Annotated in this window: 23 protein-coding genes and 4 tRNA genes; 21 read left to right on the top strand and 6 right to left on the bottom strand. The window is 65.7% G+C overall.

Annotated elements, in window-relative coordinates:
* Position 1: 1 nt before the first annotated feature.
* Positions 2-589, top strand: a complete 588-nt coding sequence (locus tag QRN13_RS09155; RefSeq protein ID WP_284877658.1) for a hypothetical protein — start codon at positions 2-4, stop codon at positions 587-589.
* 66 nt (positions 590-655) lie between these two features.
* Here the strand turns inward: QRN13_RS09155 and QRN13_RS09150 are convergent.
* Positions 656-730 (bottom strand) — tRNA-Thr (locus tag QRN13_RS09150).
* Positions 731-840: 110 nt separating this feature from the next.
* Between QRN13_RS09150 and QRN13_RS09145 the strand changes: the two genes are divergently transcribed.
* The 14 genes from QRN13_RS09145 to QRN13_RS09080 all read left to right on the top strand — a co-directional run bounded on the left by QRN13_RS09145 (position 841) and on the right by QRN13_RS09080 (position 9511).
* The gene (locus QRN13_RS09145) at positions 841-1038 is read left to right on the top strand and encodes a hypothetical protein (protein WP_055754875.1); all 198 of its coding nucleotides are present in this window, start codon (positions 841-843) and stop codon (positions 1036-1038) included.
* 102 nt (positions 1039-1140) lie between these two features.
* A complete protein-coding gene (gene murA / locus QRN13_RS09140) occupies positions 1141-2430 on the top strand; it encodes a UDP-N-acetylglucosamine 1-carboxyvinyltransferase (RefSeq protein WP_284877657.1) in 1290 nt (429 codons plus the stop codon).
* Complete coding sequence (locus tag QRN13_RS09135; protein ID WP_066551770.1) at positions 2420-2905, top strand: DUF2948 family protein; 486 nt, start codon at positions 2420-2422, stop codon at positions 2903-2905. Before murA ends, QRN13_RS09135 begins: the two co-directional genes overlap by 11 nt.
* Positions 2902-3369, top strand: coding sequence for a UPF0262 family protein (locus QRN13_RS09130; RefSeq protein ID WP_017505201.1), 468 nt, complete (start codon positions 2902-2904; stop codon positions 3367-3369). Before QRN13_RS09135 ends, QRN13_RS09130 begins: the two co-directional genes overlap by 4 nt.
* Before the next feature lie 103 nt (positions 3370-3472).
* Complete coding sequence (gene infA / locus QRN13_RS09125; protein ID WP_008261544.1) at positions 3473-3691, top strand: translation initiation factor IF-1; 219 nt, start codon at positions 3473-3475, stop codon at positions 3689-3691.
* On the top strand, positions 3692-4273 hold the full coding sequence (locus QRN13_RS09120) for a Maf family protein (RefSeq protein ID WP_284877656.1): 582 nt from the start codon (positions 3692-3694) through the stop codon (positions 4271-4273). It begins immediately after the preceding gene.
* Positions 4270-5304, top strand: a complete 1035-nt coding sequence (locus QRN13_RS09115) for a ribonuclease E/G (protein WP_284877655.1) — start codon at positions 4270-4272, stop codon at positions 5302-5304. The genes QRN13_RS09120 and QRN13_RS09115 overlap by 4 nt, the downstream gene beginning before the upstream one ends.
* A gap of 3 nt (positions 5305-5307) precedes the next feature.
* The gene (locus QRN13_RS09110) at positions 5308-5472 is read left to right on the top strand and encodes a DNA gyrase inhibitor YacG (protein WP_082503546.1); all 165 of its coding nucleotides are present in this window, start codon (positions 5308-5310) and stop codon (positions 5470-5472) included.
* 63 nt (positions 5473-5535) lie between these two features.
* Positions 5536-5611, top strand: a tRNA-Phe gene (locus QRN13_RS09105).
* A gap of 532 nt (positions 5612-6143) precedes the next feature.
* The gene (locus QRN13_RS09100) at positions 6144-7025 is read left to right on the top strand and encodes a MotA/TolQ/ExbB proton channel family protein (RefSeq protein WP_017505197.1); all 882 of its coding nucleotides are present in this window, start codon (positions 6144-6146) and stop codon (positions 7023-7025) included.
* A 5-nt stretch (positions 7026-7030) separates the two neighbouring features.
* Positions 7031-7465, top strand: a complete 435-nt coding sequence (locus QRN13_RS09095) for a biopolymer transporter ExbD (RefSeq protein WP_055754882.1) — start codon at positions 7031-7033, stop codon at positions 7463-7465.
* 14 nt (positions 7466-7479) lie between these two features.
* The gene (locus QRN13_RS09090) at positions 7480-8199 is read left to right on the top strand and encodes an energy transducer TonB (protein ID WP_055754883.1); all 720 of its coding nucleotides are present in this window, start codon (positions 7480-7482) and stop codon (positions 8197-8199) included.
* 150 nt (positions 8200-8349) lie between these two features.
* A tRNA-His gene (locus tag QRN13_RS09085) sits at positions 8350-8426 on the top strand.
* Between the two features lie 98 nt (positions 8427-8524).
* Complete coding sequence (locus QRN13_RS09080) at positions 8525-9511, top strand: aldo/keto reductase (RefSeq protein WP_284877654.1); 987 nt, start codon at positions 8525-8527, stop codon at positions 9509-9511.
* 72 nt (positions 9512-9583) lie between these two features.
* On the opposite strand, the gene QRN13_RS09075 is transcribed toward QRN13_RS09080, so the two are convergent.
* Together QRN13_RS09075 and ligA are read right to left on the bottom strand one after the other, a co-directional pair.
* The gene (locus QRN13_RS09075; RefSeq protein WP_205681203.1) at positions 9584-10006 is read right to left on the bottom strand and encodes a DUF2147 domain-containing protein; all 423 of its coding nucleotides are present in this window, start codon (positions 10004-10006) and stop codon (positions 9584-9586) included.
* A 122-nt stretch (positions 10007-10128) separates the two neighbouring features.
* Positions 10129-12462, bottom strand: a complete 2334-nt coding sequence (ligA, locus tag QRN13_RS09070; protein ID WP_284877653.1) for an NAD-dependent DNA ligase LigA — start codon at positions 12460-12462, stop codon at positions 10129-10131.
* 120 nt (positions 12463-12582) lie between these two features.
* Here ligA and QRN13_RS09065 point away from each other — a divergent pair, with 120 nt between their 5' ends.
* From QRN13_RS09065 to QRN13_RS09055, 3 genes are all read left to right on the top strand, one after another.
* Positions 12583-13539 (top strand): M28 family peptidase, encoded by a 957-nt coding sequence (locus tag QRN13_RS09065; RefSeq protein WP_284877652.1) that lies wholly within the window; start codon positions 12583-12585, stop codon positions 13537-13539.
* Complete coding sequence (locus QRN13_RS09060; RefSeq protein WP_284877651.1) at positions 13536-14033, top strand: hypothetical protein; 498 nt, start codon at positions 13536-13538, stop codon at positions 14031-14033. The genes QRN13_RS09065 and QRN13_RS09060 overlap by 4 nt, the downstream gene beginning before the upstream one ends.
* A 79-nt stretch (positions 14034-14112) precedes the next feature.
* Positions 14113-14775 (top strand): sugar transferase, encoded by a 663-nt coding sequence (locus QRN13_RS09055; protein WP_284877650.1) that lies wholly within the window; start codon positions 14113-14115, stop codon positions 14773-14775.
* Here the strand turns inward: QRN13_RS09055 and rpiA are convergent.
* Positions 14772-15455, bottom strand: coding sequence for a ribose-5-phosphate isomerase RpiA (gene rpiA, locus QRN13_RS09050; RefSeq protein ID WP_284877649.1), 684 nt, complete (start codon positions 15453-15455; stop codon positions 14772-14774). The genes QRN13_RS09055 and rpiA overlap by 4 nt on opposite strands.
* Positions 15452-16804: a bifunctional UDP-N-acetylglucosamine diphosphorylase/glucosamine-1-phosphate N-acetyltransferase GlmU gene (gene glmU / locus QRN13_RS09045; RefSeq protein WP_284877648.1), complete on the bottom strand. Its 1353-nt coding sequence runs from the start codon at positions 16802-16804 to the stop codon at positions 15452-15454. Before glmU ends, rpiA begins: the two co-directional genes overlap by 4 nt.
* Positions 16805-16868: 64 nt before the next feature.
* Between glmU and QRN13_RS09040 the strand changes: the two genes are divergently transcribed.
* From QRN13_RS09040 to QRN13_RS09030, 3 genes are all read left to right on the top strand, one after another.
* The gene (locus QRN13_RS09040) at positions 16869-17582 is read left to right on the top strand and encodes an HAD-IA family hydrolase (protein ID WP_284877647.1); all 714 of its coding nucleotides are present in this window, start codon (positions 16869-16871) and stop codon (positions 17580-17582) included.
* Positions 17583-17682: 100 nt separating this feature from the next.
* Positions 17683-18972, top strand: a complete 1290-nt coding sequence (locus QRN13_RS09035; RefSeq protein WP_284877646.1) for a dicarboxylate/amino acid:cation symporter — start codon at positions 17683-17685, stop codon at positions 18970-18972.
* A gap of 56 nt (positions 18973-19028) precedes the next feature.
* Positions 19029-19103: transfer RNA gene (locus QRN13_RS09030), tRNA-Val, on the top strand.
* On the opposite strand, the gene QRN13_RS09025 is transcribed toward QRN13_RS09030, so the two are convergent.
* Positions 19060-20055 carry an ROK family protein gene (locus QRN13_RS09025; protein ID WP_284877752.1) on the bottom strand — a complete coding sequence of 332 codons (996 nt, stop codon included), beginning with the start codon at positions 20053-20055 and terminating at the stop codon, positions 19060-19062. The two genes, QRN13_RS09030 and QRN13_RS09025, sit on opposite strands and share 44 nt — an antisense overlap.
* Positions 20056-20066: the final 11 nt, after the last annotated feature.

Here is a 20066-nt window from a genome sequence, read left to right as displayed (position 1 = left end):
TATGCTGATTGCAAGTCTCTTGGCGGGTGTGGCGCTGGCGGCGTCGGACGGTGATCCGGACGGCGTGGTAACGACGGCGCCGACAAACGCGCCAACCCTGGCCCAGGCCCTGGCGGCGGCGCCTGAGGCGTCGCTGACCGCGCCAACGGCTCAGGACGCCGCCCCGCACGGCATGACCACCGAACAGCAAATCCAGAATTGGATCAGCGCGCGTGCGCCCGGCGCAACCTTCGACGAAAGCGCAGAGCCGGGCGCCCCGGCCGAGCGCAAGGTCCATGGCATGGTCGAGGCCGGGATCGGCACCGGCGGCTATCGCAGCTATGGCGCGGCCGTTTCCTTGCCCGTCGGCGAGAATGGTCGACTGGACCTCGCTTACCGCGAAGGCCGCAACGAACCCTGGGGATACGGCTACGGCGGCTATGGTCTGCGCGGACCGGGCTTCTACTCGCCTTATGGCGGCGGCTGGCGCGGTCGAGGCTATGGGGCCGACACCACGACCAAGTCGATGTCGATGGGGTTCATCTGGAGCAAGGACGGCGATGCGGATGACCGCGATCTCTATCGCCGCGGCCTATACGGCTACGACTGAAGGCTTTTTTGTCCGATCTGGAAATCAAAAAGGCCCGGCGAAAGCCGGGCCTTTTCAAGTCTCAGATGGTGCCGCCGGGGGGAATCGAACCCACGACCTCAGCCTTACCAAGGATGCGCTCTACCACTGAGCTACGGCGGCCCCGACTGAGGAAGCGGCCGTATAGCCAAACCCTTCCGGGGAGGGAAGCGGCTTTTTGACGATCTGAAAGAAAGTTTGGACATGGCCCGTGATCACGGCATCATCGCGCCATGACTCGCACGCCGCATGACGCCGATACGCCCTCCGCCGCCGCGCAGGCGACGCCGATCGTCGAATCGGGGCCTGAATTCGAGAAAGCGCGCGCAAAGGCGGAAAAGGCCATGCGGCTGGCCTCCGCCCTTCGCGCCAACCTGCGACGCCGCAAGGCGCCCGCGCGGACGCCTGCTGCGCCGCGCGACAGCAACTGAAAGTCATCGGCTCGCGATCACGCAGCCCTTTGGCAAGCGCCCATCGGCTTGCTAGAGAACCTTCCCCCCGAGGCGTTGGCATCGGGCGCGCTTAAGGACGTCATGGACAGCATCGCCATTCAGGGCGGCGCCCAGCTTTTCGGGGACATTCCCGTCAGCGGCGCCAAGAACTCCGCCATCAAGCTGATGGCCGCCTCGATCCTGACGGATCAGCCCTTGCTGCTGACCAATATGCCGCGTCTGGCCGACACCCGGTTCCTGGGTCAGTTGCTGCGCCAGTTCGGCATCGAAGTGACCGAGCGTGACGGCGCGGACGGGCAGGAGAGCCTGTTCCACGCCAAGGACCTGACCTCGACCTTCGCCCCCTATGATCTGGTGCGCCAGATGCGGGCTTCGTTCAATGTGCTGGGGCCGTTGCTGGCGCGCACAGGCGAGGCCAAGGTCTCGCTGCCGGGCGGCTGCACCATCGGCGCGCGTCCGGTCGATCTGCACCTGCAGGCGCTGACGGCGCTGGGCGCCGAGATCGAGCTGGACGAAGGGTATGTCACCGCCCGCGCGCCCAAGGGCCTGAAGGGCGCCGAGATCGAGTTCCCCTTCGTCTCGGTCGGCGCCACCGAACACGCGCTTCTAGCCGCTGTGCTGGCTGAAGGCACGACTGTCCTGCGCCGTGCTGCGCGCGAACCCGAGATCGGCGATCTGGCCCACTGTCTGACGGCCATGGGCGCCAGGATAGAGGGCATCGACACCGACGTCCTGACCATCACCGGCGTCTCGTCGCTGAATGGAACGACCTGGTCTGTGATTCCCGACCGGATCGAGATGGGCTCCTACGCCGTCGCCGCCGCCATGGCGGGCGGCGAGGTGCGTCTGACCAAGGCGCGGGCTGAGTTGATCGGTTCGTTGACGGACAAGATGGTCGAGGCGGGCGTCGAGGTCTCGCCGACCGCCGACGGCGTTCTGATCAAACGCGACCCGAAGCAGCGACTGAAGGCCGTAGACGTCAAGACGGCCATCTATCCGGGCTTCGCCACCGATCTCCAGGCCCAGTTCATGGCGCTGATGACTACGGCGAAAGGCGTCAGCACGGTTCGCGAGACGATCTTCGAAAACCGCTTCATGCATGTGCCGGAGTTGGCGCGACTGGGTGCCGACATTTCGGTTCACGCCGGAGAGGCGCACGTCAACGGCGTCGAAGTTCTGCACGGTGCACAGGTTATGGCGACGGATCTTCGGGCCTCGATGTGCCTGGTCATTGCGGGCCTCGTCGCCGAGGGCGAAACGACGGTCGGACGCGTCTATCATCTGGATCGCGGTTTCGAGCGTTTGGAAGAAAAGCTCGGCGCGTGCGGAGCCGACATCCGCCGCATAAAGGGAACAGGTGATGAGCACTGAGATCGACGGCGTCATCCCTGAAGCCAAGGCGCCGGTCGAACCGCTGCGCCTGCTGGCCGAGGACGCCGACGATCTTCAGATCATCTCCGCCGCGCTCCAGGACGCCATCCTGCGCCCCGTCGATATCGTCTGGGAAAAGGCGGCCCGAACCCTGACCATCGCCTTTAGCCGCTTCTGCTGGGAGTGCGGCGGGACGCGCGTGATGTGCGCCATGCAGTTCGGCGACGTTCTGGCGGTCAAGAGCCGCCGCCTGTCGCGCAGCCCCGACGCCTCGCTCGAACTGCTCGCGCTCGACTTCATTCCGACCGAGGATCTGAGCGGGCGCGTCATCCTGATGTTCGCCGGCGGCGGTGATTTGCGAATCGACGTGGAATGTCTGGACGCCGTGGTCACGGATATTTCCGACCGCTGGCCTGCACGGATCGCGCCGACCCACCTGGACACGCCCGAACTGGACGAAGGGACTGCGGCATGAGCGCCGATCACAAGCTGGCCTCGGTCGAACTGGACGCCGCAACCCTGCCGGCGGCGACGGCCGAGATCGAGCACGAGCGTCGCGTCGCCATCTTCGATCTGGTCGAGAAGAACAGCTTCGAGCCCGTCGGCGCCGAGGGCGGACCCTACAGGCTGAAGCTTTCGCTTCAGGACAATCGTCTGGTGTTCGACATCGACGGCGAGAACTTCACGCGCACCTACGCCATCAGCCTGACGCCGCTGAAGGGCGTGATCAAAGACTATCTGATGATCTGTGACAGCTACTATGAGGCTCTGCGCGGATCCTCGGCCAGCCAGATCGAATCGGTCGATATGGGCCGGCGCGGCCTTCACAACGAGGGTGCCGAACAGTTGAAGACGCGACTGGACGGCAAGATCGTGGTCGATCACGAGACGTCGAGGCGCCTGTTTACATTGCTCTGCGCCCTCTACCGTCGCGGCTGACCTCGACTATCTCTGTGTTTTCGGGCATTAGGCCCGTCCATTCCGCCCCTCGCGCCCGCCCGGCGTGGGGTCGAACGCATATTCAACGGGCGTGAGAGGCCGCATGGCTAAGGAAGAACTGCTCGAGTTTCCCGGCACCGTCAGCGAACTGCTGCCGAACGCCACCTTCCGCGTGACGCTCGAGAACGACCACGAGATCATCGCCCACACCGCCGGCAAGATGCGCAAGAACCGCATCCGCGTTCTGGCCGGCGACAAGGTGCTGGTCGAAATGACACCCTACGACCTGACCAAGGGTCGCATCACCTATCGCTTCAAGTAAGTGGCTGCGGGTCGCCCCGAACTGGTGCTGGCTTCGGCCAGCCCGCGCCGCATCGAATTGCTGGCGCAGGTCGGGATCACGCCCGACCATATCGATCCCGCCGATATCGACGAAACGCCTCTGAAGGGCGAGACTCCGCCGCGTCTGGCCGAACGGCTCGCCACCTCGAAAGCCCTGGTTGTCGCAGAACGCCGTCCCTCCGCGGTCGTCATCGCCGCCGATACGGTTGTCGCTGTCGGGCGTCGCTTTCTGGAAAAGGCGGCGGACGAGGCCGAGGCGACGCGCTTTCTGAAACTGCTGTCCGGCCGCAATCACCGCGTCTTCACCGGCGTCGCCGTCTGGCGCGACGGAAAACTATCGTCGCGCGTCAACGAAACCCGCGTGACCTTCAAACCCTTGTCGGACCACGAGATCGCATCCTACGTCGCTACGGGCGACTGGCGCGGCAAGGCCGGGGGCTATGGCATCCAGGGCCCGGCGGCCGCCTTCATCCAGCGAATCGTCGGCAGCCATCCGTCTGTGATGGGCCTGCCCGTCTATGAGGCCGTCCAGCTTCTGCACGGCGTCGGCTGGCGTTCATGAGCGGTGCAGTCGAGGTCTTCCTCGACGAGACGCCTGGCGAGACGCGTGGCGCCATCATGCGCGACGGCCGCTACACCCATCTTCTGATCCACCGCGACGATGATGTGGCGCAGACCCGGCTCGGCGCCCGCTCGGTGGGGCGTGTCATCGAGCTGAACCCCGGCTTGCGCGGCGCCTTCGTCGATATCGCCGCACCGACCGCCGCCTTTCTGCCCTTCCCGAGAAACGACCGTCTTACCCAAGGCCAGCGGCTGGAAGTCGTCGTCACCGCCGAACCTCATGCGGGAAAAGGGGCGGTGGTTCGCCGTCTGGGGCCCGGGGAGGGGACGCCTCGCCTGATTCAGCCCGCACCCAGCATCGCCGAACAGTTGCGCGATCTCGCGCCCGGCGAGGAATCAGTCACGGGCATCGCCGCCATCGACGCCGTGGTCGAGGCGGATGAGGAGGCTCTGGCTCAATCGATTGTTTTCGCCTCGCATGGAATCGATCTCGCCATAGAGCGCACCCGCGCCCTGGTGGCTGTGGACATCGACTTTGCATCCACGCCCGGCCGTGATCCGAAACAGGCAAGGGCGGCTGCGAATCGCGAGGGCTTGAAACAGGCAGCGCGGCTGATCGGCCTGCGGAACTGGGGCGGCCTGGTCGTCATCGACATGATCGGGGACGGTACGGACGCGGAGGCCCAGGCCAAGGTCGTGCGGGCCGCGTTCGGTCACGACCCCCAGGCCGTCTTCGGACCCGTCAGTCGGTTCGGCCTGTTGCAGATGTCGCTTCCCTGGCGCCGTACGCCGATCGAGGAGGTCTTGCTCGACGCCAGCGGACGCCCGTCTGTTCAAACACGAGCCTTATCTGTCGTGCGCACTTTGCGGCGGCAGCTTCTGGCCGATACCCTGTCGCCGCGCATCATCGCGCGTTGCGCGCCGGAAGAAGCTCTGATTGCTCATCCGTTGGCGGCTCGTCTGGGACCGCGAGCGGTGATCCAGGCCGATCCCGCGATCCCGGCTGGGCGCGGACGAATAGAAGAGGGGTGAGCTGTGGCTTCCTGTCCCATCTGCCGCAAGGCCGACGCCGATCCCAAGTACAAGCCCTTCTGCTCACGCCGCTGTTCCGACGTCGATCTGCAGCGCTGGTTCACTGGCGGCTACGCCATTCCGGTCACCTTGGACGAGGGTGCGGAAGATGATGACGAAAAGGACTGATTGGGCGCTAGACAGGCGGAAAAGCCTCCCCTATAGACCCGCCTCTCGCGACGCCGCGTCGGCGCCTGGATAGCTCAGCTGGTAGAGCAGCGGATTGAAAATCCGCGTGTCGGTGGTTCGAACCCGCCTCCAGGCACCATCTTTTCCTGCCCCACAAAAATCGATTGCGCCGGCGCATTATATTGCGCTGCGGCCTTTGCGCCGTCCTTGGCTCTCAGGCGGGTTGCAGCGATCAGCCCTAGAATTTGCAGTATTGGGAAATGATCGCGCTCAGGACGGCCGTTTTGAACAAACTTGCTTCATCTGACGTCAGATCATCATCAAAATGTCGCGCGGCTGCACTCTAATGCGCCGGTTGGTGGAACTTTTCTCCATGTCTCTCGACGGGTTAAAAGCCCCTCTTGTCCCTTGACGCTCCGGTAAGGGTTCGTCAAAGGGTTGAGGCGCCTTCGCAAGAAGACGTTAATGCGGATCGCCGGAGACGTGTCTCCGAAGGTTCGACCAGCGGAGACGAGGCGGGCGACCGGTTCGATCTCCACCGAAGATTTCAGCGGGCTCTGATCCTCGAAAGGACGGGCGCGTTGAAGGAAACATTTCAGGTTGGGGGGCGGTCGCTGACTATGGCCGCACCTTTGGTTCCACGAGTCAGACCAAGCAGGAACTGGCGAATTATGCTGAACAGCAAAAAGACGAATATCCTTCTCGCCATGGCCGGCGCCGCCGCGCTGATGGCGAGCTCGCCGGTCCTGGCCCAGGCCCCGGCCGAGCCCACCCCGGCCGCCTCGACTGCGGCTCCCGCAGCCGCCGCTCCGGCTGCCGGCGAAGCTGATCCCGCAACGGTGAACGACGCCGTCGGCGGCGGTCACGGCGACATCACCCCGATCTCCATGTTCATGGAAGCCACGGTCGTCGTTAAGGTCGTCATGGCCGGCCTGCTGCTGGCCTCGATCCTGTCGTGGACCCTGCTGCTCATCAAGCTGTTCGAGTTCGGCGCTCTGAACCGTAAGACCGACAACTTCCTCGAGAACTTCCGCGGCGCCCGCACCATCGCTGACATGCGCGCTGTCTCGACTCAGGAAGAGTTCGACGGCAACCCGCTGGCCGACATGGCCGCCGCCGCCACCGAGGAAATCGAACTGTCGCGTCAATCGGGTCTGTCGGTCACCGGCGATCACCTCGACTCGGCCATGGCCCGCGCTCAGTCGGCTGTCGCCGCCGTGCAATCCGGTCTGGCCCTGCGCCTGTCGGGTGGCCAGCAGTTCCTGGCGTCGGTCGGCTCGATCGGTCCGTTCGTCGGTCTGTTCGGCACCGTGTACGGCATCATGAACTCCTTCATCGGTATCGCCCAGTCGAACACGACCAACCTGGCCGTTGTGGCGCCGGGTATCGCTGAAGCTCTGCTGGCCACCGGTATCGGTCTGTTCGCCGCTATTCCGGCCGTTGTCTTCTACAACTACTTCAACACCCGCATCGCGGCTTACGGCACGCGCGCCGACGGCTTCGCCGCTGAGCTGCTGAACGGCATCTCGCGTCAGCTCGACAAGGGGGCGTAAGACGGATGGCCGCCAAGATTAAATCGGGCGGCGCTGGCAACCTGCCTCAGGCCAACAGTGATATCAACGTTACGCCTTTCGTCGATATCATGTTGGTTCTGCTCATCATCTTCATGGTGGCGGCTCCGCTTGCCTCTGTGTCGGTGCCTGTCGAGTTGCCAATCGCCGTCGCCAAGGCGGCCCCGAACCCGCCCAAGCCGGTCTATATTTCGATCCAGAATGACGGCGACGTCTATGTGGGCGACTTCAAGACCGACGTCGGATCCCTGGGCGCCGATCTGAAAGAACAGATCGGTTCCCGGAACCCGGCCGATGAGCGGATCTTCATTCGGGGCGACCAGAACACCCGTTACGGCGACTTCATGCAGGTCATGAATGCGCTGCAGGATAACGGCTTCTATAGCGTTGCGCTGGTCGGCGAAGACCAGGCGACGAGTTAGGATGCGGAGATAGTATGACAGACGTCGAATATCATCGCAGTCGCTACGACGTACCCAAGAAGAAGGGCTTCATGGGGGTGTCCTACCCCGTGCTGATCGTCTGCCTGATGGTGGTCAGCATCTTGTTCGCGCTGCTGATCTTCTTTGTTCAGCAGTCCAAGTTCAAGCTGAAGGAGTTCAACTACGTCGACGAGTCGGTCGAGGTCGAGTTGGTCGAGCCGGTTCCGCCGCCTCCGCCGCCTCCGCCTCCGCCGCCTCCGCCGACGGACACGCCTCCGCCGCCGAAGCTTCAGGTGCGCGTGCCGGCTCCGGTCCCGAACATCGTCCCCCCTCCGCCGGTCAACATCACGCCGACGAAGAAGGAAGATCGGGTTGAATACACGGGTCCGCCCGTCAATATTCCTGGACCTCCGCCTCCGCCCGCCCCACCGGCTCCGCCGCGCCCGTCGACGATCACGAACGTTCAGTGGTCGCGCCAACCGCGCCCGACGGCTGATGACTTCCCGGCGCGTGCGCTGGAACGTGAAATCAGCGGTTCGGCTACGGTCGAGTGCACCGCGCGCTCCAACGGTGCTCCGGCGAACTGCCGCGTGATCTCGGAAGAGCCCGCAGGCATGGGCTTCGGCCGCGCCGCCATTCGGGTGGTTCAGCGTGGACAGTTGTCCCCGCGGACTGTCGACGGCGCCGCTCAAGACGCGACCTTCCGCGTTCGGGTGCCCTTCACCCTCGGGTGATGGTCACGGCAACAGACAAGACGCCTCGGAGAGCAATCTCCGGGGCGTTTTTCTTTGTGGCGTTGCCGGCGAAATCTCCGGACGAAATGTGAGGAAGGCGCTTGATCGCCTGCCGCAGGCCCGGTAGAGAACGCGCCTCGCGATGAGCGGGCCGCCTTAGCTCAGTTGGTTAGAGCGCCGGTTTGTGGAACCGGAGGTCCTCAGTTCAAGCCTGAGAGGCGGTACCATTGCAAAGCGCGGTCGGGCTTGCAGCCCGCCGTCGCCGCGACCATCTCCTGATAATCGGCCGTGTGGTCGATCCCCCACATCGACAGGAGAAGGCCCCATGAAGACGCGCAAGTTGGGTGCGAACGGTCCCGAGGTTTCGGCCATTGGCCTGGGCTGCATGGGCATGAGCGCCTTCTACGGCGGCTCTGACGAAGCTCAGTCCACCTCCGTCATCCATCGCGCTCTCGATCTGGGCATCACCCTGTTCGACACTGCCGAGATGTACGGTCCTCACACCAACGAGGTGCTGGTCGGTAAGGCGCTGAAGGACCGGCGCGACCAGGCCTTCATCGCCACCAAATTCGGCATCAACTACAATGCCGACCGCACCAAACTGATGACCGACGGCAGCCCGGCCAATGTGCGTCGCGCCATCGAGGGCAGCCTGCAACGCCTGGGCGTCGATCACGTCGATCTCTACTATCTGCACCGCGTCGATCCGGACACGCCCATTGAGGACACCGTCGGGGCGATGGCGGAACTGGTGAAGGAGGGCAAGGTTCGCTTCCTGGGTCTGTCCGAGGCCGCGCCCGACACCCTGCGCAAGGCGCATGGGACCTATCCGATCACGGCACTGCAGACGGAATATTCGCTGTGGAGCCGCGAGCCCGAAGACGAACTGTTCGCGGTCGTGCGCGAACTGGAAATCGGCTTCGTGCCCTACAGCCCGCTGGGCCGCGGCTTCCTGTCGGGCGACATCACCTCGATCGATGACCTGGAAGCGGACGACTTCCGCCGCACCAATCCGCGCTTCATGGGCGAGAACTTCCAGAAGAACCTGGATCTGGTTGAGGCCGTGAAGGCCATTGCGTCGGACAAGGGCATAACCGCCGCTCAACTAGCGCTGGCCTGGGTGCTGGCGCAGGGCGAGGATCTGATCCCGATCCCCGGCACACGTCGTATCGCGACCCTGGAGCAGAATGCGGCGGCCGTGGACATCGTTCTGACGCCTGAGGATCTCGCCCGGATTGAGGCCGTCTTCCCCAAGGGCGCGGCGACGGGGCATCGCTACGCCGAGGCGGCGCGGGCGGCGCTGAATCGCTGAGCTACAAGCCAAATGAAAAAGGCCCGGTCGGATCGCTCCGACCGGGCCTTTCGTATGTGGGGCGTCCTGATCCTACTGGATGCGGGTCCAGGTCTGGGTCTTGCACAGCGGAGCCACGATGCAGCCGCGCAGACGCAGGCTGTTGTCGTTTGTCATGGTGATGGTGCCGCGATAGGTGCCGCCGTCGGCCGGGTTGTAAACCGAGCCATTACGCCATTCCGTCGGACCGCCGGTGAAGCCGGTCAGCATGGGCAGATTGCGCAGGGTGCGGTTCCGCTGGGCGGCGTTGCGATTGTTGGCGTCGCGCGCATTGGCGTCGGCGCGAATGTGGTCCGAAGTCACCAGCGTACCACACAGCGCTTGGCCGCAGCGCGCGATCCGCACCTGGCCGCCATTCGTCGGCGTCTGCCACAGGCCGGTTGGATCACCCGCCAGGGCCGGAGAGGCGAGAGCCGTCGCCAGCGCGGCGGCGGCCAGCATGATCTTGGTCTTCATGGTCGTTCCCTTTCGTCGGGTCGGTCGCACCGCCCGTTGGAGCGGACGTTGATCGCGGTTTCGGTTGAAAACAAGGCCAAAACCCCAGCGATCGCCAACGAAAACCGAACCTTAGGTCAACTTCAGCCGCCGATCAGGGCCAGCCAGTCGTCCTCGGTCAGCACCTGGACGCCATGTTTTTCGGCGTCCTTGAGCTTGGAGCCGGCGCCCGGGCCGGCGACGAGGTAGTCGGTCTTTTTCGACACCGAACCCGAGACCTTGGCGCCCAGGCTTTCGGCGCGGGCCTTGGCCTCGTCGCGGGTGAAGCGTTCCAGAGCGCCGGTGAAGACGACGGTCTTGCCGGCGACCGCCGTGTCGGACTTGGGGCGTTCGGCATCGAGGATTTCGGTCAGTTCGGCCTCGAGCGCGGCGACGACCTGAAGATTGTGCGGCTCGTGGAAGAAGTGTGCCAAGGCCTCGGCCGCGACGGGACCGACGCCGGTGACACCGGCAATCTGGTTCAGGATTTCGGACGGACCGTCCTCGCGCGCGACACGGGCCAGTTCGACCAGCCCGGACCAGTCGTTCGCCATCGTCGCCAGAGACCGGCGGGCCGGGGCGGCCATGCCGGGGAAGGCCTGGCTGATCTTCATGTCCATCGTCGCCTCGGGCCAGGGATCGACGGCGGGGGGCTTAGCCTCGGCCATCAGGGCCAGGACGCGGGGCGATATGGCGTGGGCGGCGGCCAGTTCGGTCCAGGCGTCGGACGGCACGCCCGAGGCGGCCTGGAGGCAGGCGGCCTTCAGCGCAGGCCAGCTCTCGAAGGCGCGGGCCAGCACGATGGAGGTCTGTTCGCCGATGTCGCGGATTCCCAAACCGAACAAGAACCTGTCCAGCGAGATGACGCGGCGGGCGTCGATGCCAGCGACCAGGTTGCGGATGCTGATCTCGCCATAACCGTCGTCACGCTCAAGCTCCTTCAGCCGCGCCTCGTCACGCGCCAGTCGGAAAATGTCGGCCGGCTCCTTGATCCAGCCGCGCGCATGGAAGGCGACCAACTGCTTTTCGCCCAGCCCCTCGATGTCAAAGGCGCGGCGGCCGACGAAATGCTTGAGTCGTTCGACGATCTGGGCGTCGCAGATCAGGCCGCCGGTGCAGCGGCGCTTGACCTCGTCGCCCTCACGAACGGCTTCCGAGCCGCAGACGGGGCAGTGTTCAGGGAAGGCATAGGGGACGGCGTCGGCGGGACGTAACTCCGGGACCACGCCCAGGATCTGCGGGATGACGTCGCCGGCGCGTTGCAGGCGGACGGTGTCGCCGATGCGGACATCCAGACGTTCTATCTCGTCTTCATTGTGCAGGGTGGCGTTGCGCACCACGACACCGCCGACGGTGACGGGATGCAGCCGGGCGACGGGGGTCAGGGAGCCGGTGCGGCCGACCTGGATGTCGATGCCCTCCAGCACTGTGGTCGCCTGCTGGGCCGGGAATTTATGGGCGATAGCCCAGCGGGGGCTGCGGGCGACGAAGCCCAGCCGGCGTTGCCAGTCGATGCGATCCACCTTGTAGACCACGCCGTCGATGTCATAGCCCATGGTGGCGCGGTCGCGTTCCAGGTCGCGATAGACGGCGATCAGCCCCTCGGCGCCCTCGACCCGGCGCGAGCGGGCGTTGACGGAGAACCCCCAGGCCTTGAGCTTTTGCAGGGCTTCCCACTGGGTCTCGGCGAAGTCGCTGGAGTGTTCGCCCCAGGCGTAGGCGAAGAAGTTCAGCGGGCGCTTGGCGGTGATCCGGGGATCCTTCTGGCGCAGGGAGCCGGCGGCGAAGTTGCGGGGGTTGGCGTAGGTGCGGCGGCCTTCCGCCTCGGCGGCGGCGTTGAAGGCGGCGAAGGCTTCGTTGGGCGCATAGACCTCGCCCCGGATCTCGATCCGGTCGGGCCAGCCGTCGCCTGCCAAGGTCTGTTGCACATCCGCGATGGTGTTCAGATTGGCGGTGACGTCCTCGCCCGCGCGGCCGTCGCCGCGCGTGGCGCCGATCGTCAGCTTGCCGTCGACATAGAGAAGATTGGCGGAGAGGCCGTCGATCTTGGGCTCGGCGACAAAGGCGATGGGTTCGTCGGCGGGCAGTTTCAGGAAGCGCGTGATCCGAGCCACGAAATCGCGCACCTCGCCCTCGTCGAAGGCGTTGTCCAGCGACAGCATGGGCACGCCGTGGCGCACCTCGGCGAACTGGGTTGAGGCGGCGGCGCCGACCTTGTTCGACGGCGAGTCAGAACGGACCAAATCGGGGAAGGCGGTTTCGATCGCCAGGTTGCGCGCACGCAGGGCGTCGTATTCCGCGTCGGAAATCTCGGGCGTCGCCTCGTTGTACAGCGCGTCGTGACGGGCCATTTCGGCGGCCAGCCAGGCTAGGGCCTCGGCAGCCGTCTCGGCGGTGAGGTCTTCGACGGGGACTTCAAGAGGAATCGCATTGGCCATGGCCGCCGTCATATCATCTGACGCGTCGCCCGTGCATCGCGCAAAGCCGATGATGACAGAACCGTAGGCTGACGCGCCGTCCGCGCTTCGCTAGGTTCGCGCGTCATTATCGGAGCCTGTATGACTCGTTCGACCCTCTGCTTTTTCGTCGCCGGCGCCGCCCTGATCGTCAGCGGTTGCGCCGCCGTTCCCGCGACAGCTCCGCGTGCGCCGAGCGCCGTCGCGACCGGTCCGAGCCAACTGCTGGAGGACGTTCGCATCCTGTCGGCCGACGACATGCAGGGCCGCGACACGGGCTCTGAAGGCGGCGAGCGGGCGCGCGCCTACATCGTCTCGCGATTGGAGGCCATGGGCGTTCAGCCGCCGCCGTTCGGGCGTTTGCAGCGGTTCGAGACACCGGGCCGCACGCGCGAGGGCGTGAAGACCTTCAGCGGCGTCAACATCGTCGGCCTGATTCCCGGTACCCGCGTCGCAGACCGCTATATCGTCGTGACGGCCCATTATGACCATGTCGGCGTCAATGACGGCCAGATCTTCCACGGGGCCGACGACAACGCCTCGGGCGTGGCGACGATGCTGGAGCTGGCGGCGCGACTGAAGGCCCAACCGCCGGAGCACAGCGTGCTGATCGTCGCGCTGGACGGCGAGGAGCGGGGGCTGTTGGGCGCTCGCGAATTCGTCAAGGCGCCGCCGGTGCCGCTGTCGTCACTGAGCCTGAACCTGAACTTCGACATGACTGCGCGGGCGGAGACCGACGGCCATCTGTGGGTCACCGGGACCTATCAGCATCCCAGTCTGCGCCCCGTGCTGGAGGCCGTGGCGCCGAACGGCGCCGTGTCCTTCGCCTTCGGCAAGGACACCCCGCAGGATACGGGCGAGAACAATTGGGTCGACGCCTCCGATCATGGCGCCTTCCATGAGGCCGGCGTACCCTTCCTGTACATGGGCGTCGATTATCATCCCGATTATCATCAACCGAGCGACACCTTCGACCGGATCACGCCGTCGGTCTTCACCAGCGCGACCGAGATCGCCATCGCCGGGTTCCGCGCCTTGGACCGGGCGCTTGATCGATGAGATCTTCATGGGTGATCGTCGCGGTCATGGCCGTGCTGAGCCTGGCGGCATGCGAGCGGCGCGACGCCGCGACATCGACGTCGACGCCGGAAGCGACGTTCCAGCATCGTCTGAGCGGCGATATCTCGGGCGACTATCGCCCGACAGGTGAGGAATCCATTCAGCCCGTGGCATCGCTGTTCATCGGACAGGATGAGGCCTTCGCCGCCTGGGAAGGCGGCTCCCGCGCTTCGCCGCCGCTGATCCTGTCGCTGACCGGCCCGCAAGGCGAGGCCAGGGTTCTGCCGGACGCCTACGTTGTCACCGACGATCGGATTCAAATGCGGGGCTCCGCGCCCGGCTTGGGCCCGGTGGAACTGTCGGCGCGGATTGATCAGGGCGCATTGGCGACGGCGCGGCGGAATCTCGGAGATCAGATGCCTGTCGTCACCGGAACGGTTTCGGTCAACGGTCGTCCCACGCCGTTCATGCTGAGCTGGTGGGGCGGCGACTGATCTAAGCAATCTGTGCAGACGACGCGCCAAGATTGCCAGCCGCGCAATCCCAAGTCATGGTGACGCTTGGAGGCGCTGAATGTCGATATCGGAATTGGCCGGCTGCGATGTGACGTCGACACGCGGCGTCGGTGCGTCTCGGCGCCATATCCGTCTAGACCCGACCCGCGCCATAGATATCGCATTCGCCCTGATAGGCTTGCTTCTGACCTGGCCGCTCTTCGTTTTCATCGCCCTGGGCGTAATGGCGCAGGACGGAGGGGCCGCGATCTTTCGCCAGCAACGGATCGGGCGCGACGGCCGACTATTCGACTGTCTCAAGTTTCGCTCGATGAGGATGGGCGCGGAGCAAGCCTTGCCGTCAGCCTCCGACCCGGAATGGCAGGCGATGCGAAAGCTAACACACGATCCGCGCGTCACGTCGCTGGGCCGCCTGTTGCGACGGTCCAGCCTGGATGAACTGCCTCAGCTTATCAATGTGTTGAGGGGCGAGATGTCGCTGGTTGGGCCCCGACCTATCGTGATCGACGAGGCTGCGCGATACGGGCGTCGACTGGCCGACTACTGCGCGGTCCGCCCGGGCCTGACGGGGCTGTGGCAGGTGTCGGGGCGCAACGCCGTGCCCTATCCGCGGCGTGTGGCGATGGACGTCTGGTTCGTCAGAAACCGCACCGTGAGCGTCTATCTGGCGATCCTGGCGCGCACGGTCCCGGCGGTGCTGAGCCGTCGGGGCGTGTCCTAGGGAAGACGCTCCTTAACGCCGTCGTCCGTGCCGATGATGGCGAGGTCCGCGAGATCCAGGAACAGCCCGTGCTCGACCACGCCGGTGATCAGTTTCAGATCGTCGGCCAGACGGACCGGATCGTGGATCGCCTTGCAGCCCGCGTCATAGATCAGATTGCCGCCGTCGGTGCGGACCAGGCCGCGATCCGCCTGCCGTACGCGCGCCGGCTGGTTGATGTCGTGATCGATCAGGACGTCGGCGATGCGGTTGGCCGTCGTCTTATGACCAAAGGCGACGACCTCGATCGGCAGGGGGAAGGTCCCCAGAACCGGCACCACCTTGGCCGCGTCGGCGATGACGATGCAGCGGGCCGAGGCCTCCCACACCAGTTTCTCGCGCAGCAGAGCCGCGCCGCCGCCCTTGATCAGCGCCAGGCCCGGCCCGATCTCGTCGGCGCCATCCACGGTCAGGTCGATGCGCGGCGTGTCTTCCAGCGTCGACAACGTCAGCCCAAGTTCGCGCGCGAGATCTGCAGTCTTCTCCGATGTCGGCACGCAGCGCAGGTTGGGCAGGTTGCGCGCCGCGAGCGCCTTGACGAACCAGGCGGCCGTCGAGCCGGTGCCCAACCCGACGATCATGCCCGCCTCGACGTGGGCGGCGGCGGCCTCGCCGGCGTTCTTCTTCTGGAGGTCGCTCATTTGGATTTCGCAGCCTTCTTCGCCTTGGCTTCGACCCGGAAGGCCGCGGCCGCTTCGGGTTTGACGGTTTGGCGGGCGCGGCCGAAGGCCATGGCGTCGGCGGGCACGTCCTCGGTGATGACGGAGCCCGAGGCGATCAGGGCGCCGTCGCCGATGACCACCGGGGCCACGAGGCTGGAGTTCGATCCGACGAAGGCGCCGGCGCCGACCTGGGTCTGCGCCTTGTTGAAGCCATCGTAGTTGCAGAAGATCGTCCCTGCGCCGACATTGGCGCCGGCGCCGACCGACCCGTCGCCCAGATAAGCCAGGTGATTGGCCTTCGCGCCTTCCGCCATCCTCACGTTCTTGACCTCGACGAAGTTGCCGACCTTGACCCCGGTCGCCAGGTCCGCGCCGGGACGCAGGCGCGCATAGGGACCGACCTCGGCGCCGGCCGCGACCCGCGCGCCCTCGATATGGCTGAAGCTGCGAATGCGCGCGCCGCCCTCGATGACCGCACCAGGGCCGAAGACCACGAAGGGTTCGACGACGGTCCCGCCGCCGATCTGGGTGTCCCAGGCGAAATGGACGGTGTCGGGCGCCGCCATCGTCACGCCGGCCGCCTGGAAGGTGTCGCGCTGCACGCTCTGGAACAAGGCTTCGGCCTGAGCCAGCTCGGCCTGGGAGTTGACGCCCATTACCGCGTCCTCAGCGGCGAATACGGCGCGGGTCGGGTGGCCGCCCTGGCGCGCCAGAGCGACGACATCCGTCAGATAGTATTCGCCCTTGGCGTTTTCGTTCTTCACCTCGGCCAGCAACGAGAAGAGCAGGCCGGCCGGCGCGGCCATGACGCCCGAGTTGCAGGCGGTGATGGCGAGAATCTCGGCCGACGCCTCCTTGGCCTCCGTGATGGCGGTCAGGGTGTCGCCTTCGACGATCAGACGGCCGTAGGCGCCCGGATCGCGAGCCTCGAACCCGATGACGGTGACGCCGTCGGCATTAAAGACGGGCTCGATGTCGGCGGCCTTTAGCAACGGCACGTCGCCATAGGTGACGACCACCTCGCCGTCGAAGTCGGCCAGCGCCTGTTCGGCGGCGCGCACGGCGTGGCCGGTGCCAAGCGGCGGGTCCTGGACCGCAATGGCGGCCTCGCCCAGCCGTTTCACCACATGGGCCCGGACCTCCGGTGAGTGATTGCCGACCACGACGACGATACGTTCGCAACCAAGCCCTTCCGCCGCATCGATGGCGTGGTCCAGCATGGCGCGGTGGGCGACGGGGTGCAGCACCTTGGGCAGCGGCGACTTCATCCGCGTGCCCTGGCCGGCGGCGAGAATGATGGCGGCGCGGGCGCGCGTCTGGCTGGTCATGAATCGTCTCGCAGTCTAGTCGTCCTGCGATCTAGCCCATCATGCGGGCCAGCGGGAGATGTGGATGAGCGATCGCGACCTGGAAGGCTGGACCATCGCCTTCGACCTTGACGGCACGCTGGTCGATTCCGCCCCGGACCTGATCGGCACGCTGAACCGGATGCTGGTCGAGGAGGGGCTGCCGCCCGTGCCGATGGAGTCCGCCTCGAGCCTGATCGGATCGGGCGCGCGGGCGCTGCTGGTGCACGGCTTCGAAGCCGCCGGCGCGCCGGTCGAGCGGGCCAAGTCCGACGAACTGTTCGAGCGGTTCCTGGTCGATTACGCCGCCCATATCGCCGACGGCTCGCAGCCTTTCGAGGGCGTGGTCGAGACGCTGGAGCGGCTCAGCGAGCGGGGCGCAATCCTGGTTGTGGCCACCAATAAGCGTTCGGACCTGTCGGAGCTGTTGTTGGGCAAGCTGGACCTGACCCGACATTTCGCCGCTATCGTCGGGCCGGATCGGGTCAGCGCGCGCAAGCCCTCGGGCGCCCATCTGAAGGAGGCCGTCGCCATCGCAGGCGGCGATCCCGAACGGGCCATCATGGTGGGAGACGCCGCGCCGGACGCGGATGCCGCTAAAGACGCCGCCATGCCCTGCATTCTGACGACCTTCGGTTTTACGCCGACGCCCGTCGAAGATCTGGGCGGGGACGTGCTGATCGACGCTTTCGAGGACGTCGAAGAGGCGATCGACGGTATCCTCTCCGACTTCTACGTAAGGCGGGCGCTGAAATTCTGAAGCCAGCCGACAGGAAATCTGTCGGCTGAATGATCGCTGCTGCGGTTGCGGATCGCCATGGCGATGGACAGATTGGCGCACCCCTGTTGAAAGTGCCGTCATGCTTGCTCGCTTTTTCAAGATCCCGCTGTGGCAGCGGACCGCCGCCGGCTTCATCCTCGGCATCATCGCCGGGCTGATCCTGCGCGAGCGGGCCGAGACTTGGCTTCAGCCGATCGGCGACGTCTATCTGAACCTGATCCGCATGGTTGTGGCGCCGCTGGTGCTCTTCACCATTGCCAGCTCGATCGCCAAGCTGGGCGAGGGGGCGGGGGCCGTGCGGCTGGGGGTGCGGACCATCGTCTGGTTCGCCATCACGTCGTTGCTGGCGGTGCTGGTCGGTTTCGCCTTCGGCCACATCATCAATCCGGGCGTCGGCCTGTCCAACTTGCCGCTGGGCGAGGTCAAGGAACGGGTGATCCCGACTCCGTTGGAAGTCTTGATCGGCGTCGTGCCGACCAATCCGTTCGCCGCCCTGGCCGAAGGCAAGGTGCTGCAGATCATCTTCTTCTCGGCCTTGGTCGGCATGGCCCTGGTGGCGCTGGGCGACCGGGCGCAGGGCGTTCGGCGTCTGGTGGATGAGGGCGCGGCCGTCATCTTCCGCATCACCCGCTGGGTCATCCAGCTGACGCCCATCGGCGTGTTCGGCCTGATCGGATCGGTCGTCGGCGGCTATGGCTGGGAGGCGCTGCTGCCGCTGCTGAAGTTCATTCTCGCCATCTATGCCGCCTGCCTGTTCCACATCCTGATCGTCTATTCGGGCCTGTTGAAGATCCACGGCCTGAAGGTCACCAGCTTCTTCCGCGGCGCCTTCGCGGCCCAGCAGACCGCGTTTGCGACCTCCTCCTCGCTGGGGACGTTGCCGATCACCCTTCGCCAGACGGTCGAACGGCTGGGCGTGCCCCAGGCCTACGCCGCCTTCGCCGTGCCTTTGGGCGCCAATGTGAAGATGGACGGGTGCGGGGCCATCTATCCGGCCATCGCCTCGATCTTCATCGCCCAGTATTTCAAGATTGATCTGACGCTGACCCAGTACGTCCTGATCGGCCTGACGGCGGTGCTCGGGTCGCTGGGAACGGCCGGCGTGCCGGGGACCAGCATCGTCATGCTGACCCTGACCCTGTCGACCGCCGGCCTGCCGCTGGAAGGGATTGGCTATATCGTCGCCATCGATCGCATCATCGACATGATGCGCACCGCGACCAATGTGACCGGCCAAATGCTGGTGCCGGTGCTGGTCGCCAAGGAAGAGCGCATCCTCAACCAGGACATCTATAACGGTCACGTCGCCTGGCTGCCGGGCGACCCGGAAGCCGATACGCCCGAAGGCGTTCGCGCCGCCGGAATCTGAAACAGGCGCTTGCGCGGGGCCGGCGACCGGGCTATGTCGCCGCCTCCGCAAGGCAAGGACGCGTAGCTCAGCGGGAGAGCACCTCGTTCACACCGAGGGGGTCACAGGTTCAATCCCTGTCGCGTCCACCATCTCCAATCCAATTTGATCCTGGCCTTGCGTCGCCCAGTCCTTGGGCCACTCGCCCGTGACGGAACGGTAGGCGAGGGCCAATGCGCCGATAAGGCCGGCGGACACCCCCGCGGTCGGCTCCGCGATGTAGGTCTTCGTATCCAGATCCCGCAGGCTCGCGTCATAGCCGCCGAGCTGTCTCACCAGCGCCTGTCTGACCAGATCGTACATGTGCGGCTGCATCACGCCGCCGCCGATGATGATTCGCTCCGGCCGCAGCGTGTAGGTCAGGTTGGTGCACAGACCGGCGATATACTCCGCCGCCATCGGCCAGGCCGGATGATCGTCAGAAAACGTCTCGGCGGCCGCGCCCCAGCGCGCTTGCAGCGCCGGCCCGCTCGCCAGGCCTTCCAGGCAGTCGCCGTGGAAGGGACAGGTGCCCGAGTACCTCTCGTCGCCCTTGGCGCGGGGCAGCCGGATATGACCGGCTTCGGGATGGTTCGCCCCGCCATGCGGTGCGCCGTCGATCATCACCCCGACCCCCACGCCCGTGCCGACCGTGACGTAGCAGAAGCTCTCCAGCCCTTGCCCGCTGCCGAACAGGCGTTCGCCCACGGCCGCGCCGTTCACGTCGGTGTCCAGCGTCATTGGAACATCGATGAAACGGCGCAGATGGGCCAACAGGTTGACGTCGCTCCAGCCGGGTTTGGGCGTGCTGGTGATAGCGCCGAAATCCGGCGCGTCCGGTTTCAAGGACAAAGGGCCGAAACTGACGATCGCCAGCGCAGAAAGCCGGCCGTGCCTCGACTGGGCGTTGACGAAGAAGGCTGCAACCGCATCGAGCGTCTCGTCGGGCGACGTCGTGGGTATACGAATCTGGTCGACAATCACGCCGTCGGCGGCGGCGACGCCGCAGATGAACTTGGTGCCGCCGGCTTCGACACCGCCGAGGAGGATGGGTTGGGTCGACATGGGCGCCTGTC

Source organism: Brevundimonas sp. MEB006b, assembly GCF_030209705.1.
Lineage (GTDB): Bacteria > Pseudomonadota > Alphaproteobacteria > Caulobacterales > Caulobacteraceae > Brevundimonas.
The sequence above is the reverse complement of the archived record's forward strand: the minus strand, read 5'-3'. Positions and strand labels throughout refer to the sequence as shown.

What these genes read in the sequence shown, in the direction of transcription:
- QRN13_RS09130 (WP_017505201.1), top strand. Translation starts at nt 2,902, where the DNA reads ATGAGCGCCGATCACAAGCTGGCCTCGGTCGAACTGGACGCCGCAACC.
- ligA (WP_284877653.1), bottom strand. Translation starts at nt 12,462, where the DNA reads ATGGCCAATGCGATTCCTCTTGAAGTCCCCGTCGAAGACCTCACCGCC.
- QRN13_RS09075 (WP_205681203.1), bottom strand. Translation starts at nt 10,006, where the DNA reads ATGAAGACCAAGATCATGCTGGCCGCCGCCGCGCTGGCGACGGCTCTC.
- glmU (WP_284877648.1), bottom strand. Translation starts at nt 16,804, where the DNA reads ATGACCAGCCAGACGCGCGCCCGCGCCGCCATCATTCTCGCCGCCGGC.
- QRN13_RS09040 (WP_284877647.1), top strand. Translation starts at nt 16,869, where the DNA reads ATGAGCGATCGCGACCTGGAAGGCTGGACCATCGCCTTCGACCTTGAC.
- QRN13_RS09025 (WP_284877752.1), bottom strand. Translation starts at nt 20,055, where the DNA reads ATGTCGACCCAACCCATCCTCCTCGGCGGTGTCGAAGCCGGCGGCACC.
- QRN13_RS09135 (WP_066551770.1), top strand. Translation starts at nt 2,420, where the DNA reads ATGAGCACTGAGATCGACGGCGTCATCCCTGAAGCCAAGGCGCCGGTC.
- QRN13_RS09115 (WP_284877655.1), top strand. Translation starts at nt 4,270, where the DNA reads ATGAGCGGTGCAGTCGAGGTCTTCCTCGACGAGACGCCTGGCGAGACG.
- QRN13_RS09090 (WP_055754883.1), top strand. Translation starts at nt 7,480, where the DNA reads ATGACAGACGTCGAATATCATCGCAGTCGCTACGACGTACCCAAGAAG.
- murA (WP_284877657.1), top strand. Translation starts at nt 1,141, where the DNA reads ATGGACAGCATCGCCATTCAGGGCGGCGCCCAGCTTTTCGGGGACATT.
- QRN13_RS09060 (WP_284877651.1), top strand. Translation starts at nt 13,536, where the DNA reads ATGAGATCTTCATGGGTGATCGTCGCGGTCATGGCCGTGCTGAGCCTG.
- QRN13_RS09145 (WP_055754875.1), top strand. Translation starts at nt 841, where the DNA reads ATGACTCGCACGCCGCATGACGCCGATACGCCCTCCGCCGCCGCGCAG.
- QRN13_RS09155 (WP_284877658.1), top strand. Translation starts at nt 2, where the DNA reads ATGCTGATTGCAAGTCTCTTGGCGGGTGTGGCGCTGGCGGCGTCGGAC.
- QRN13_RS09100 (WP_017505197.1), top strand. Translation starts at nt 6,144, where the DNA reads ATGCTGAACAGCAAAAAGACGAATATCCTTCTCGCCATGGCCGGCGCC.
- QRN13_RS09095 (WP_055754882.1), top strand. Translation starts at nt 7,031, where the DNA reads ATGGCCGCCAAGATTAAATCGGGCGGCGCTGGCAACCTGCCTCAGGCC.
- infA (WP_008261544.1), top strand. Translation starts at nt 3,473, where the DNA reads ATGGCTAAGGAAGAACTGCTCGAGTTTCCCGGCACCGTCAGCGAACTG.
- rpiA (WP_284877649.1), bottom strand. Translation starts at nt 15,455, where the DNA reads ATGAGCGACCTCCAGAAGAAGAACGCCGGCGAGGCCGCCGCCGCCCAC.
- QRN13_RS09080 (WP_284877654.1), top strand. Translation starts at nt 8,525, where the DNA reads ATGAAGACGCGCAAGTTGGGTGCGAACGGTCCCGAGGTTTCGGCCATT.
- QRN13_RS09055 (WP_284877650.1), top strand. Translation starts at nt 14,113, where the DNA reads ATGTCGATATCGGAATTGGCCGGCTGCGATGTGACGTCGACACGCGGC.
- QRN13_RS09035 (WP_284877646.1), top strand. Translation starts at nt 17,683, where the DNA reads ATGCTTGCTCGCTTTTTCAAGATCCCGCTGTGGCAGCGGACCGCCGCC.
- QRN13_RS09065 (WP_284877652.1), top strand. Translation starts at nt 12,583, where the DNA reads ATGACTCGTTCGACCCTCTGCTTTTTCGTCGCCGGCGCCGCCCTGATC.